The following is a 15057-nucleotide window of genomic DNA, read 5'->3' on the forward strand; positions in this document are numbered from 1 at the left end:
GGACCTAGTCCTGCCGGAAATGCACGTAGGACTGGAGCGGGTGCTCTATCTTGGGGTTCATCGCCAGCGCGGCTTCGCGCGCCTCTTCCGCCTCGCCATTGCGGCCAAGCGCGGCCAGAGCACCGGATTTGAACATCAACAGCGTGGGCGAGCGAAATCCCGCCGCTTCGGCGCGTTCGACCACGGTCAGAACCTCGCGCTGACGACCGGCCGCGTCGAGCACGATCGCCCATCCCGTGATCACCGGCAGGAACGGGCGCTCGGCATAGTCGCCGCCCGAAATTGCAAGCGCACGATCGATCGCCCCGGTCTGCGCCAGATATTCCGCGTAATGCCCGGCATAGGTGTCGGGGAGCAGCGCCACGCGCCGTTCCCACGCAGCACCCGCCCTGGCGAGGTAGGCGCGCCGCGCCGCTTCGTCCCCGCGCTCGCTCGCGATGCCCACAAGGGCTCCCCACACGTCGGGGTTGTCGGTCCGTTCGGCGATTGCGCGATAGGCAGCTTCCGCCCCCGCGACGTCGCCATCCAGCGCAAGCGATTGGGCGACGAAAGCTTGCGCCAGCCAGTATCCTGGGAAAATGCGATCCGCGGCGCGCGCCCATTCGCCCGCCGCCTCCCAATCGCCGGTGGCGAGGGCGATCGCGGAGCGCTGGAGCATGAGGCGGGCCAGCTGAAAGGGTGTCTGCCGAGGAGTCCGCAGTGCCTCTTCCACATGGCGCGCCGCGGCGGCGGTGTTGCCGCTTGCGAGCTCCATGTTGGCCGAGCGCAGCAACAGTCCGATATCGTCGCCGCCGCCACCGGCACACAGAGCCTTCGCTCCCTTCAGATCGCCGCGCTCGTAAGCGATCTCGCAGCGCATCGCGCGGGCTTGGATCGCTTCGCCGTCGTTGGGCGGTGTAACCGAGGCGTCGAGCCGCTCCAGCGCGCGCTCGACCACCGGCAGATCGTGAATGGCAAGCGCCGCGCCCGCGCGGGACATGACCGGGCCGGACGGATAGGGAGCCGCCTCGATCCCGGCTGCGAGCAAGCGCCCCGCCTCGTGGAAGTCCTCGGCGCTGGCGGTCAGGCGCGCGCGCGTGAGCAGGGCGCGCGCGACGCCCTCCATGCGAACCCAATCGTCCGGCTCGCGGGCGAGCAGGTAGCGCCTGCCTTCGAGATCCTGGTTCACCGCCGCCATTGCCGCGTCGAAGGATTCCGGTCCGAACCCCGGAGACAGTTCCGCCGGGTCGAGCGGCGGGAGAACGGCGACGTCGGCAGATTGCGAACCGTAGTAATCGAGCGCCGCGACCCCCACCACTGCAACGAAGGCAGCGGCCAGGAGCCCGAGCGTTCCTCGCCCGACAAGAGGCACCGCATCGGCGCGCGCGGTCAGCTCCGCGTTGCGCAAATCTCGAGCCCTAGATTGACGAGATCGTCGCCGATCGCGTTGAACAGGTTGGTGAGCTGGAGCGTCTGCTCGGCCCGGAATGCACCCTGGAGGTCCGCGGTTTGGGGCGCGTCATTGTAGGGGATGCGTTGCGGCCCGCCGATGATGGCGGGTGCGATCGCCGGCATACCCATGCGATCGACGGATACGAACGCCGAATCCGGGTCGGTGCGAAAGTTGAAGCTGCTTCCGCTGGTCAGCGCCAGGGGTGGATTGCCCTGCGGCGGTGCGAGATAGGGGAATGTCTCGATCGGAGCACGGTCGCTGGCGGGTGGGTTGAGCGGCAGATTGGCGAAGGTCCGCAGGCTCTGGCCCGATTCCGACAGGTCGAGGAACAGGAAGGCGAGCGTGATGTCCACCGTCTGGTCGTCGAGATCGCGCCCGTTCGGGAAATCCGCCGCTCGCGACAGGTCGAAGGTCAGGGCATCGGGCACGATCAGATCGCGCATGGTGCGGCCGCCGGTGCCCGGCACCACCTGGCTGAAGCAGGGCTCGACATTGTAGGTGAAGGATTGCGGCGGGGACCCCGGTGGAGCGGTCGCGGCCGGCGAGGGTGTCTGGGTCGGAGTGGGGCTGTCACCGCCTCCGCAGGCCGCGAGAAGCGTGACGGCGGCGATAGCACCGACCGGGCGGAGCTTGCTCATTGGATCTGTCCCCCGAACCGCGCGGTTGTGGACCAAACCTTGATGACCCCATTGCCTCCCGCGAAACGTTCGCGCGGAACCTCGAGCACGAAAGCCGTGTCGTTCTGGGCGGCGAAGAAATCGCGCGTGTTGTTGAAGCGTACCTGTCCCGTGGTGCGCGATTCCCGCAGCCCCCGCGAATCGAAGAAGAAGGGATCGTCGTGCAGGCCCGCTCTGGCCCTGACCCCGTCCTTGACGAGAACGGTTTCGACCGGCCCTTCGATGGTGCCGGTAACCCCAGGAACACCTTCGAACCGAACCCCGTGCTGCCCCTCGACCGGTCCCTGGCCGAATTGCACCCTTATCGTGATTTCGGGCGTGTCGTCGGGCGGGGCGGTCGAAATGAACAATTTGTAGAGCACGTCGCGGTCGTAGAACGCCGGAGCATTCGGGGCATTGGGGCCTCCGAAGGTCACGGCGAGTCGTACCGTTCCGGGGCCATGCCAGGCGAAGACATCGGCGATATCGGCGGCAAGGTCGGGGGTCGGATCGACCGTCGGATCCGTTCGCGTGGGCGGATCGAGATGGTCTGCCGCGAGGTTCGGGGCGCCCGTAACCAGCAGCGAACCGGCGACTGCGAGCAGTCCGGTGGCCAGATTCCGCAACGTTTCCGTCGATACCCTCATGGCGCCCCCTCAAGCTCTCCGCAATAGCGCCCGGAGAGCGCCGCAATTTTGTTCCGATTCTCGCCATTGTGCAAGTTCGCAATTGCATTTGAGACGGAACTTTTGCAATTCTCGACTTAGGGGGACGAAAACGGGACGATGGCATCGGCGCTGACATTGCTGTCCGCACTGGCGCTGAGCGTCCAGGCCGATCAGCCTCCGGGCGTTCCGGTCGTCTGGCCGGCAGCGGATGCCGGCCAGACGGCCGAATCTTCGCCGTCTCCGCCACTCCCGGCGACCGAACAGCCCGAACCCCCGCCGGTCGATTCCGAGATTATCGATGGCCGCCGCCGTCCGGACAACACCGACGAGTTGCCTGAGCGGATCGACCAGACCAATATCGGCGCGGTCCGTGCACCGCCGCCGGAGGCCTTTCCGACCGACCAGGTCCCGATCCCTGACCGCTGGCGGCTGATCGAGAGCCTCGGGTTGGTCAAGGAACGGTTCCTCGATCCTTACCATCAGAACACGTACAAGGGCGACCGGCCGATCGATCCCGCGAAGGTGCCGTGGTTGCCGATCAAGGGCGACGATTGGTTCTTCGTCGCCAATGTCATCAGCGATTCGGTCTACGAGCCGCGCACCTTTCCGATTCCGGTGGGGGTTCAGACCACCGCGCGGCCCAACAGCCTCGATGTGTTCGGGCGACCGTTCAGCCAGGTCTTCTCGCAGACCTTCATCACCGGCTTGGCGCTGATCAAGGGCAGCACCGCCTACAAGCCGCCCGACGTCGAGTACCGCCTGACCCTGGCCACCAACATCAACTACGTTACGGTGCCCGAGCGGCGGGTGCTGTTCGTCGAGCCGAGCAAGGGCACGGACCGGCTCGACCATTTCGTCGGCGTGCAGGAACTGTTCTTCGACTATCACTTCCGCAACGTTTCGGACCGGTACGATTTCGATTCGATCCGGATCGGCATCCAGCCGTTCCAGGCGGATTTTCGCGGCTTTCTGTTCAACGATCAGCAATTGGGCGTGCGGCTTTTCGGGACGCGCGACAACAATCGATTCCAGTACAATTTCGCGGCCTTCTGGCGCCTGGAGAAGGACACCAATTCCGGCCTCAATTCGGTGGTCGAGATTCCCCGAGACGACTGGCTGTTCGTCGCCAACGTCTATCGCCAGGATTTTCTCATCCCAGCGCTGACCAGCCAGGTGACCGTCGCCTACAACATGAACCGCGAGGGCGGGGACGACATCAAGATCGACGACAACGGCTTCCCGATCCGTCCGGCGCTGCTCGGCAATCTGCGCCCCCGGGAATACGATGTCGTCTACCTCGGATACAACGCCGACGGCCGCGTCGGCCGCATCAACATGACGGCCAGCCTCTATGGGGCGTTCGGGGAGGATCGGAACAGTTTCTTCACCGGACGGTCCGCCGCGATCCGCGCCTTTTTCGGCGCGGCCGAGTTGAGCTACGACCGGGATTGGGCGCGCTTCCGCCTGTCGGGCGCCTATGCCAGCGGCGATGGTGATCCGTACGACGATACCGAGACCGGCTTCGACGCGATCTTCGAGAACCCGGTCTTCGCCGGCGCCGATACCAGCTACTGGATACGCCAGACGATCCCCTTCGCCGGCGGTGGGCGGCAGGTGTTCCTCAACGGCCGCAACGGATTGCTCAATTCGCTGCGCTCCTCGAAGGAGCAGGGGCAGTCGAATTTCAACAATCCCGGCCTGATCCTGGCCGGGGTCGGGGCCGATTTCGATCTGACACCCGAATTCCGCCTCTCGGCCAACGCCAATCACCTGTGGTTCGAGGACACGACCACCCTCCAGGTGCTGCGCAGCGAGGGCAGCATTCCCAAGGATATCGGGTTCGACCTGTCCGCCGCTGCCATCTGGCGGCCCAAGGCGAATCAGAATATCGTCTTCCGCCTTTCCGCCGCCGCGCTCGTAGCCGGAGACGGGTTCCGCGATCTCTTCACCACGACCCGAGATACGGATGCCTACGTTTCCGTTCTCGCCAATGTGATCCTGACCTACTGATGCGCACGCTCCGCTCCCTCTTCCTGCTGCTGGCCGTGCTGGTCTTCGCAGGCAGCCTGGCGATCACCCAGAGCCGCGCGGCCGAGAAAGAGAAGGCGGTCGAGCGCGACTACACCCGCGTCACCGCCGCGCCCGCGCCGGCGCAGCAGACGCTTGAGCAGATGGCGATGAAGTCGGACGGGTGCTATTCCTGCCACGTCCGCACCGATGCCCCGACCATGCACGAGACCCCGGCGGTGCGGCTCGGCTGCGTCGACTGCCACGGCGGCGATGCCAGCGTGATTGGCAATTCCGAGCTGGAGCACGACGATCCCGCCTATGTCGCCGCTCGCGACCGGGCGCATGTCCTCCCGACCTATCCGGACAGCTGGCACTGGCCGAGCAGCGCCAATCCCAAGCAATCCTATGCCCTGCTCAACAGGGAAGACCCGGTCTTCATCCGCTTCGTCAATCCGTCCGACTACCGCGTCGCGCGCGAAAGCTGCGGCGCCTGCCACATGGAGACGATCGAGGCGGGCGAACGCTCGATCATGGCCACCGGCGCGATGCTGTGGGGAGGGGCGGCGTACAACAACGGGATTCTGCCGTTCAAGAACTACATCGTCGGCGAGGCCTATACCCGCGAGGGTGAGCCCGCGAAGATCCGCAGCCCCGGCGCGCCCCCGGGCACCGTCACCGACAACCAGGCGGCGCGCGGCGCGCTCGCCGAACTCTACCCGCTGCCGACCTGGCACGTGATCCCGCCGGCCGACGTGTTCCGCGTGTTCGAGCGCGGCGGGCGGACGATCAACTCGCAATTCCCCGAGATCGGCCTGCCGAGCCCGAGCGGCAGTATCCAGCGGCTGGAAGAGCCCGGTCGACCCGATCTCAAGCAGTCGAACCGCGGCCCCGGCACCGGGCTGCGGGTGGCCATCCCCGTGCTCAACATCCACAAGACCCGGCTCAACGATCCTTTCATGTGGTTCATGGGCACCAACGACCAGCCGGGCGATTATCGCCATTCGGGCTGCGCCGCCTGCCACGTGGTCTATGCCAACGACCGCGAGCCGCGGCACTCGCTGACCTATGCGCAATACGGCCGCGACGGGCAGACCCAGACGGTCGACCCGACCATCGCGGGCAAGCTCGAACCGGCGCACGATGACGGGCACGGCGGCGGGCACGGATCGGTCAAGCAGCCGGGCGATGGCGATGCGCATCACGACGAGGATGCGCCCTCCGGGCATGGCGGCGAAGAGGGGCCGATGAAGGAGAAAGGCCATCCGCTGCGCCATGTCTTCACGCGGTCGATCCCGACCGCGCAGTGCATGAACTGCCACATGCACCAGCCGAACATCTTCCTCAATTCGTACCTCGGCTACACGATGTGGGACTACGAGAGCGACGCTCCGCTGATGTGGCCGGAGGAACAGAAATATCCCGATGCGGCGGAAGTCCGCGCGATCCTAGACCGCAACCCTGAGGCCGCCGCGCCCAAGGGCAAATGGGGCGATCTCGATTTCCTGCGCAACGTCTACGATCTCAACGACAAGGCCAAGGACACCCAGTTCGCCGACTACCATGGCCACGGCTGGAACTTTCGCGGCATCTTCAAGCGCGACCGCAGCGGCAATCTGCTGACCGCCGAGGGCAACATGGCGACCTACGGCACGGACACCGCCAACATCATCGGTCCTGACGATCCGGAGAAATGGCGGCGCGAGGGCGAGGAGAAGTTCGTTCAGCCCGGCACCAATCCCGGCAAGACCGTGCACATGATGAGCATCCATGCCGAAAAGGGCATGCAATGCGCGGACTGCCATTACGGGCAGGACAGCCACGGCAACGGGTTGATCTACGGAGAGGTCGCCAACGCCATCGAGATCGGCTGCAAGGACTGCCACGGCACGGCGGATGCCTATCCGACGCTGCGCACCAGCGGTCCCGCAGCGCCACCCAAGGGGCACGACCTCTCGCTGCTGCGCAACCCCGATGGCGAGCGCCGTTTCGAATGGACCTACGACTCCATGGGCCGGCGCCAGCTGATCCAGCGCTCGATCGTCGATCCCGATCTCGAATGGCGGGTCAGCCTGGTCAAGGACAGCGTCGATCCGCAGAGCCCGCATTTCAACGCCAAATCGGCGCGCGCCAAGCTGATGAGCCGTACCGGCGCGGAGACCGGGCGTTACGAATTCGGCACCGGCTTCGCGCCCGACGAGCGCGCGCACCGCGACGAGGAAATGGCCTGCTTCACCTGCCATCTCTCCTGGACCACCAGCTGCGGCGGCTGCCATCTGCCGATCGAGGCGAACTGGAAGACCAAGAGCCACCGCTACGACGGCGAGGAAACGCGCAATTTCGCCACCTACAACCCACAGGTCGCGCGCGACGAGATGTTCCAACTCGGCCGTCACCAGACCACCAAGGGCAACCAGATCGCCCCGGTCCGCTCGACCAGCGCACTGGTGCTGTCCTCCACCAACATCAATCGCGAGCGCATCTACATCCAGCAGCCGCCGATTTCGGCCGCGGGCTATTCGAGCCAGGCCTTCGCGCCGCATTTCCCGCATACGGTCCGCCTCAACGAGACCAAGCAGTGTTCGGACTGCCACCTCTCGGAGAACGACGACAACAATGCGATCATGAGCCAGCTGCTACTGCTCGGCACCAATTTCGTGAACTTCGTCGGGCTCAACGCCTGGGTCGGCCAGCAGGACGGGTTCGAGGCGATCCGCGTGACCGAATGGGACGAGCCGCAGGCAGTCCTCGGCTCCTACCTCCACCGCTACGCCTATCCCGATTACTGGCGCATGCATGTCGAGGACAACGGCCGCGAGTTGAAGGACTGGATCCGCGGCCAGACCTTCGACGAGGATCTGGGCGGTGAGACCAAGCCGTTCGAACAGTTCGCCAATGTCCGCGAGGGCACCCGCGACCGGGTCGGCTGCCTCCAGCTGCGCGGCGAATACATGTTCGTAGCCGAAGGGAAGGGCGGCTTCCGCGTCTATGACGTCGCCTCGATCGCCAACAAGGGCGTGTCGGAACGGATCATCACCGCGCCCTTCAGCGCGATGGGCCACGACAGCCACGTGGCGACCACTAACGCCACCTGCATGGCGCTGGCGACCACCCAGCCCGTTCGCCCCGATCGCAACCGGGCGATGGCGGAAACGGTGGTCAAGGATGCCAATGGGCAGGACGTGATCAATCCCGACGGTACCCCGATGTCGCTGCTCCAGGTCAACCAGGAGCAGATCATGCGGCCGATCTACAGCTATGCGGTGATCACCGACGCGGTCGAGGGGCTAATCCTCGTCGATGTCGACACCATGGCCGACGGCGAGTTCCGCAACAACGACCTCGAACGCGCGCGGCTCGCGAACGGCGCGACCGCGTGGAACGAGGGCGGGGTGTTGACCGGGGCGCGGCACATTCACCTCGCCGGAGACATCGCCTACATCACCGCCGATCGCGGACTGGTGGTGGTCGATTTGACCGACCCGCTCAACCCGCAGCTCGCCGCCGTGCGCGAGCTGCGCGATGCCCGGGCGAGCGCGATCCAGTTCCGCTATCTCTGGGTCACCGATGCCGAGGGCGTGAAGCTGTTCGACGTCACCGACATGCGCAACCCGATCGCGGAGCCGATGGGCACCATCCCGGTGGCCAACGCGCAACGGCTCTACATCGCCCGCACCTACGCCTACGTGGCAGCCAAGGGCGAGGGGCTGGTGATCGTGGACGTGACCCGTCCACTCGCCCCGCAGATTTATGCCAAGGAGACGCTGGGCGGAACGATGAACGATGTCGAGGACGTGATCGTCGGATCGACCAACGCCAGCCTTTTCGCCTATGTCGCCGACGGGCGTAACGGCTTGAAGGTCCTCCAGCTCACCAGCCCGTCGAGCCAGCCCAATTTCTACGGCTTCAGCCCCGCGCCCAAGCCCGAACTGGTGGGCTGGGCTCGGACGAAAGCGCCTGCGATCGCGCTCTCCAAGGGTCTCGACCGCGACCGCGCGGTGGACGAGACCGGCGGGCAGATGGCGGTGTTCGGCCGGCTCGGCTCACGCCCTTTCCTGCGCGAGGAGATGGAGCGGATGTTCATGACCGGGTCGGGCGTGCCGTGGAAGGTCAGCGACGAGCCTGACATGAATGCCTGGGTCGGCGGCCCCTGGCGGCGCGACGAGGAACTGGCGGCGGCGCGGTAAAGCGCGCAGCGTCATCCCGGCTCCTGCCGGGACGACGTGGTCGGATCATACGGAACCTATTCCCGCTCGGCGAACATCTCGCGGATCATCGGTTTCAGGTGCTCGCCGTAATGTGCCAGCACGTCCCAGTCGCTGACCGTCTCGTAATGGGTGACGACGTTCCGGCCGTCCCATCGGTGCAGCGCATAGCTCGGCGGTTCGGTGGTGATGAGGTCGCGGTTGTCGGGCCGGTCGGGGTCGATGGGCCTGAGGTCCATCGCCACCAGTGGTGCGACCGAAGGCGTGACGTTGAGCGGAATGCCCCGGAACATCGTGCTCAGCGGGCGATGCAGATGGCCGCAATGGATCGCCAGTATGTGGTCCTCGTGCCCCGCCACGGCCTCGCCGAAATTGGCGATCCAGCTTTCGTCTTCGCCCGGGTCCATCCAGCCGATCCCCGCCACCGCCGGCGGGTGGTGCATGAAGATGAGAGTCGGAGCCTGCGGCGCGGCATTGAGCTGCGCACGCAACCAGTCGCGCCGCTTCGCACAAAAGGCGCCGCCGTGGCGACCGGGCTCGAGCGTGTCGAGCATGATGATCCTGAGACCCTCGCGCTCGACAACATAGTGCACGAAGCCGCCTTCGCTCGGGCAATCGGGGAAAGCGTGGAGCAATTCCTCGCGCGTGTCGTGGTTGCCGACCATCGGCAGCAGCGGGAAATCGCAGCGTTCGAGCAGCGCTGCGGTCTTCTCGAAGCTCTCGCGGTCGCCGTGGTCGGTGAGATCGCCGGACAGCACCATCACGTCGGGGCGGTTCGGGGATGCCAGTATGCGGTCCAGCGTTGCCCGAAAGCGCACCCGGTTCAGCTCTTCCGGCCGCGCATCGGGATCGAACCCGATGTGGATGTCGGTCATCTGTGCGATCAGCATGGCGCGTACCCCCTCATGCCGATCTAGCCGCTTTTTCTGCGCGCGATCGCGGCCATCTGGTCTGGTGTGAAGTCAGGGTGGTCCTCCGGCTTGCGACCCGAAGGCAAATGATAGGAGTGGCACATGGCGCAGCTCGACGGGACTTCGGCCTGGCGGGCATTCTCGCCGAGATGGCAGGTGCGGCAGGTAGCGAGATCGGGAAGCAGCAGGTCGCGCGCGCTGTCGCTGCTTTCCGCCTTGTGGCAGGTCGAGCATTCTTCCTGCTCGTGATCTTTGTGATCGAACTTGCCGTTGAGGAAGAAGGCCTTGCGGAATTTGACCGGGACCACGTCGGGGCGCCCGTTGGTGGTGGTGGCGATATGGCATTCGCCACACACGCCATTGCGCGACAGGGCAACGTTGACCCCGATGTAATTGCGCTGCGGCCGGCCGAAATCCTGGTAGTAGCGGCGGCCTTGCGCGAATTCGCCGGGGCGGCTGCGGCCGGTGACGATCGGGCGCCTGACACCGCGGTCGAGCGCCGCCAGATCGGCCCGCAGCTGATCGACGTCGCCATGGCGCAGGGTGCGGAAGGTGTCACCGACGCGGTCATAGACTAGGCTGTGACAGCTCTCGCAATTCTCTTCCATCTCGACATCGCGGAAATTGCGGCCGTCCGAATCCGGGACATGACAATCGGCGCAGACCAACTCGCCGCCATATTTGCGCAGCGATGCCGCCATGCGGGCGACGCCGCCGTTCGCCGCCATGTGCATCGCGTGGGGGAAGCGCAGTCCGTCGTTGTGCTTGGGCGATCCGGCGAGCGAGATGCGTTCGATCCGCCCCTGACCCGGCTGCGTCCAGACCACCGCCTGCAATTGCGGGTGATCGGTGCCGAAATCGCCGGCGTTCGCCAGCACCGTGTCGGTCAGGCGCATGTCCATTCCGGTGTGGCAGTCGGCGCAGAACTGCTGCGCGGCGGGCTCCATCCGGCCCTCGCCCTCGTGCTCGGTGTGGCAGGTGGTGCAGCTTTCGCGCCCCTCTTTGCCGAAGGTGTCGGCGACCGCCCATTGGAACCCGTCCCACGCCGACAGCGGCCCGCGGCTGGTGATCATGCGCGGCTTGTCGGCGTGGTCGGCGATGTCCTCGTGGCAAGAAAGGCAGGTGGAGTCGCGCACCGACTGGAAAGGTTCGACGTGGCACGCCTCGCAGCTGTTCTCGAGCCCATGGTGCGCGCTGCTGAGCGCGCCGGGATTCCAGGAAGCGTCCATGGCGACCTGGTTGAATTCGTCGGCGCCCGGGGACTTGTCGGCGCGGTGGAGATGCGACCAGACGGGGATCGCCAGGAAGGCGACCAGCACCGCGGCGAGCCCCGCCCAAGCCATCGCCCGCTTGCTCGGCATCGCGCTGGCGAGGTCGAAGCCGCGCACCGCATCCCGCGAACCCTGTATCCGCTCTTCCTGCTGGACGACGATGATGACCCGTGCGCCGTCTTCGGCCGTGCCTTCGCGGGCGAAAACCAGGCGGAAGGTGCCGAAGACGAATTCTCCGCCCTGGCCGGGGTCGAACACCGTGTCGCTGCTCTTGCGCCCCTCGAACTGGAAGCCGCGCTTGTCGGTCGCGCGCATGCGCAGCCGGTCGCCGTCGCCCGGTTCCAGACTGGCGTGATGCTGTTCGACCGACAGGTCGGCCAGGACGATGTCGTTGGTCGTCGCCCGACCGATGGTCAGCGTGTCCTTGTCGACCGGACGTTCGCGGACGATCTCGCGGCCGGTGGCCGTCTGGTCGATGGTGCGGATCAGGAAGCTCATCGCGCCCGGCTCACCAATAGTAGAAAACGCTGACGATATGCGCGGTCAGCGCGGCCAGCAGCGCGATGGTCAGGGGGATGTGGACGAACAGCCACACCTCGAGCAGCGCCTTGGTGCGCATCTGCCGGCGGATCTGCAGCACCTGGGCTTGCCGCCGGCCCAGCAGCGCGCGGACCTTTTCCAGCGCCTCGACTTCGGACCGTTCGCGCCCGACCGACAGACGCTCCAGCGCGCGCTTCGTCGGATCACGCGGGAGCCGACCGGTAAGGCGCGAGACCACTCCCGCCTTGAAGATATCCTTCTCCAGCGCAGCGATCACCAGGTCGGTGTCTCCCCGGCTCAGCGGCTGGGCGGCGGCATCCAGCTGGCGGTCGATCGCGGCCAGCGATTCCACCATCGCCTCGCGTGTCATCTCGCCGCGGTTGGCGGAGAGTTTTTGCGGAAGGTTGGCATAGGCGATGATGCCCCAGATGCCCGAGGCGATCACCAGCATCATCAGCGCCCAGGCGAGCGTATGCACGTTCCAGCCGAGCTGGAAGCCGGTGTGGAGCGTGCCGATCACGACGAGGCTGAGGCCCAGATAGACATGCGCGCTGGTCCAGGCCTTGAGGCTCCACCGGCCCGGTGTCATCCGCCGCTTGCGCACGCCCAGCAGCGTCAACCAGACGATCAGCAGCGCCCCGATGGTGCCGAGCGTGTAGCCGTACCAGCTGCCGCCGTTGTGGCGCGGGCTCACATCGACCAGCGCGTAGCTGGCGAAGCAGGCGGCCACGAGAGCGAGGGCGACCCAGAGATAGCGGAATCGCTTGTGCGCGAGGAAGCTTTCGTGGTCGGCGTCGCGCCGGCGTTCGTCGCGATTGAACTTGGCCGTCCCCGCACCGGCCGCGCCACCAGCCGCCCTGGTGGCCATCACTCGACCTCCTCGAGCTTGGTGAAGGTCAGGAATTTCTCCGGGCTGACGCGGATGGCGGCACCGGTGGGGCAGGCGCGTACGCATGCCGGGCCGCCCTCGATGCCCGAGCACATGTCGCACTTAATCGCGGTCTTGGGCACTTCCTTGCCGGACTGCTCGATCTTCTTCTTGCGCCAGGCGTAGCTCGCCTCGCCCGGGCCCGGGCCGCGGCCGAACAGCAGCCATTGCAGCAGGCCGGGCTTGGGCGGCGGCTTGGCGTCGAGCCGGATCACGCCGTAGGGGCAGTTGCGCTGGCAATTGCCGCAGCCGATGCAGGTGTCGTCGATGAACACCTCGCCGTCCGGTCCGCGCTTGATCGCATTGGGCGGGCAATCGGCCATGCAGTGCGGATGTTCGCAGTGACGGCAGGATGTCGGCACGTGGAGGTGGGCGTAGGTCGTCCCCGCCTCGCGGTCGAGCCGGCTCAATCCCTCGTGGCTGTCGGCGCAGGCCTTTTCGCAATTGTCGCAGCCGACGCACAGCTTCTCGTCGATCAGCAGCACGTCGGTCGCTTCGCCGAGGCCGTTGTCGATCAGAAACCGGGCGGTCTGCGAATACATGTCGACCGCGCTGCCGAAGCTTGCCTTCTGGTTTTCGATGAAGGCGGTGACTTCGCGCCGCCCGGCCATGACGTCGAGCGCGCGCTCGCGCAGCTGGGGCTTGCGCTCGAGCAGAGCGGAGAAGGCCTCGCCGGGAAACTTGACCACCGAGCTCTTGATCGCCGCCTTGACCGTGGCGGTACGCCGCGATCCGTCGATCACCGCCATCTCGCCGAAGAAGGACCCGGCGGGGAGGTATGAGAGGAACACCGGGTGCCCGCCGATCTCCTTCTCGACGATCATCGAGCCGCGCTGGATGATGTAGAGATCCTTGTCCTCCGCGCCCTCCTCGATCACCTTGGAGCCGGCGCGGACATCGACCAGCTCGGCTTGTTCGACCAGCTCGACGACGTCTTCCTTGGACAGGCCCGAGCCGAAAATCTGCAGCAGCTGGCGCTCGATCGTGATACGGTTGACCGCGCGGTTGGCCGAAGGCGCGGTGGCGAGCAGCTTGAGCGCGGCGTTGCGCGACAGCTCCATGCACACGGTATCCTCCGCCGCGCGGATCGTCGCGCCGCGGCGGCGGCCGGAAATCAGGCCGACCTCGCCGAAGATCGTCCCCTGCTCGATCGGCACGGTGACGGAGGGGTCGTTGGGGTCGACCTCGACCACCACCGAGCCCTCGGCGATGGCGAACATCGAGGATCCGGGATCGTTGCGGGTGAAGATCACCTCGCCCGCGCGGTAGCCATGAACCTCGCTGTCGAGCATCAGCTCGCGCATCTGCAGGGGCGAGAGCTCCTCGAGGATGACGATCTGTTTGCGAAAAGTCTCGAGCCATTCCTCGACCGAGCGCCGGCCTGGGAGCACGGCGAACTTCTCCGCCAGGATCGGCTCGTCGGCGGGCTTGAGGTCGGCATTGCCGTTCAGGAACTCGATGACGTCGTAGCCCTGGTTCATGCAGTGCTTGATCAACGGATAGCCCGCCAGCGCGCCGATGACGTGGATGCCGTTCTTGGTCGTCTCGAAGCTGGGCGAGAGCTGGGGGAAGGCGGCATGGTCCTCGCTGGTGAACTGCACCCCCATCGCCTCGACGAAACCGCGCGGCGGCTGCGATCCGGTGCGCGCGATGATCCGGTCGCAACGGATCGTCTGCTGCCCGTCGCGTGTGTCGAGCACCAGCTCGCCCCCGTTCTCGCCGTGGCGCACCTCGGCCGGCGTGGTCTCGCGCATGACGATGACCTTGCCGTCGCGCTCGGCTTCCTCGAGCAACGCCACGTTGGCCTTCTTGGCGCGGGCGAAATCGGCGCTGCGGTTGAGGATGTGGACGACGTTGGCCTGCGCCGAATCGGCGGCGAGGCCGAGCGCGTTCTCGATCCCCGCATCGCCCGATCCGATCACGGTGATGTGCTCGTCGAAATATTCGCCGGGATCGTCGAGCTGATACTGGATCAGCGGAAGGTCCGCGCCGGGGCAGCGCAGCTTGTTGGGATTGCCCTGCGTGCCGATCGCCAGCACGACCGCCTCCGCCTCGACGGTCTTGCCGTTCTTGAGCTTGATCTGGAACGCGCCCGTCTCGCCGGTGATCTCCACCACCTCGGCATCGAGCATGACGTTGACCTTGTTCTCCTCCGTCTGGCGGTTCCAGGTGTCGAGGATGAATTCGCGCTTCCCGGCGTCGAAATCGAAGTCCGACCGCAGCACCAGATTGCTGGGCGTCGCCATGACGTGCTTGCCCTTCTGGTATTTGTAGATCGTGTCGGAGAGGTGGTCGGTCTTCTCCAGCAGCACGTGGGTCATGCCCAATTGCGCGGCACGGCCGGCGGCGCTCATGCCCGCAGGTCCCGATCCCACAATCGCGACACGCACCTTGTCCGACACTTCCCGCACGCCCCCCGGTTGGTGCGACCCCTGGAAA

9 protein-coding genes are annotated in these 15057 nt (G+C 66.2%); 2 read left to right on the top strand and 7 right to left on the bottom strand.

What is annotated here, in order from left to right:
* Positions 1-4: 4 nt before the first annotated feature.
* The 3 genes from ACGHN1_RS03595 to ACGHN1_RS03605 are packed head-to-tail and all read right to left on the bottom strand — an operon-like array spanning position 5 to position 2735.
* Positions 5-1387 (bottom strand): tetratricopeptide repeat protein, encoded by a 1383-nt coding sequence (locus tag ACGHN1_RS03595; protein WP_390548396.1) that lies wholly within the window; start codon positions 1385-1387, stop codon positions 5-7.
* Positions 1369-2070, bottom strand: coding sequence for a hypothetical protein (locus tag ACGHN1_RS03600; RefSeq protein WP_390548398.1), 702 nt, complete (start codon positions 2068-2070; stop codon positions 1369-1371). Before ACGHN1_RS03600 ends, ACGHN1_RS03595 begins: the two co-directional genes overlap by 19 nt.
* Positions 2067-2735 (bottom strand): hypothetical protein, encoded by a 669-nt coding sequence (locus ACGHN1_RS03605; protein ID WP_390548400.1) that lies wholly within the window; start codon positions 2733-2735, stop codon positions 2067-2069. Before ACGHN1_RS03605 ends, ACGHN1_RS03600 begins: the two co-directional genes overlap by 4 nt.
* 138 nt (positions 2736-2873) lie before the next feature.
* On the opposite strand from ACGHN1_RS03605, the gene ACGHN1_RS03610 reads away from it, so the two are divergent.
* Together ACGHN1_RS03610 and ACGHN1_RS03615 are read left to right on the top strand one after the other, a co-directional pair.
* Positions 2874-4766 (top strand): hypothetical protein, encoded by a 1893-nt coding sequence (locus ACGHN1_RS03610; RefSeq protein ID WP_390548401.1) that lies wholly within the window; start codon positions 2874-2876, stop codon positions 4764-4766.
* Positions 4766-8950, top strand: a complete 4185-nt coding sequence (locus ACGHN1_RS03615; RefSeq protein WP_390548403.1) for a hypothetical protein — start codon at positions 4766-4768, stop codon at positions 8948-8950. The genes ACGHN1_RS03610 and ACGHN1_RS03615 overlap by 1 nt, the downstream gene beginning before the upstream one ends.
* Before the next feature lie 56 nt (positions 8951-9006).
* On the opposite strand, the gene ACGHN1_RS03620 is transcribed toward ACGHN1_RS03615, so the two are convergent.
* The 4 genes from ACGHN1_RS03620 to ACGHN1_RS03635 are packed head-to-tail and all read right to left on the bottom strand — an operon-like array spanning position 9007 to position 14972.
* Positions 9007-9858 (bottom strand): phosphodiesterase, encoded by an 852-nt coding sequence (locus ACGHN1_RS03620; protein WP_390548404.1) that lies wholly within the window; start codon positions 9856-9858, stop codon positions 9007-9009.
* Between the two features lie 23 nt (positions 9859-9881).
* Complete coding sequence (locus ACGHN1_RS03625; protein ID WP_390548406.1) at positions 9882-11648, bottom strand: cytochrome c3 family protein; 1767 nt, start codon at positions 11646-11648, stop codon at positions 9882-9884.
* Positions 11649-11658: 10 nt separating this feature from the next.
* A complete protein-coding gene (locus ACGHN1_RS03630; protein WP_390548408.1) occupies positions 11659-12558 on the bottom strand; it encodes a hypothetical protein in 900 nt (299 codons plus the stop codon).
* The gene (locus tag ACGHN1_RS03635; protein ID WP_390548410.1) at positions 12558-14972 is read right to left on the bottom strand and encodes a cyclic nucleotide-binding domain-containing protein; all 2415 of its coding nucleotides are present in this window, start codon (positions 14970-14972) and stop codon (positions 12558-12560) included. Before ACGHN1_RS03635 ends, ACGHN1_RS03630 begins: the two co-directional genes overlap by 1 nt.
* Between the last annotated feature and the right edge of the window lie 85 nt (positions 14973-15057).

Origin of the sequence: Qipengyuania sp. MTN3-11, from assembly GCF_042851825.1 — a bacterium.
Lineage (GTDB): Bacteria > Pseudomonadota > Alphaproteobacteria > Sphingomonadales > Sphingomonadaceae > Qipengyuania.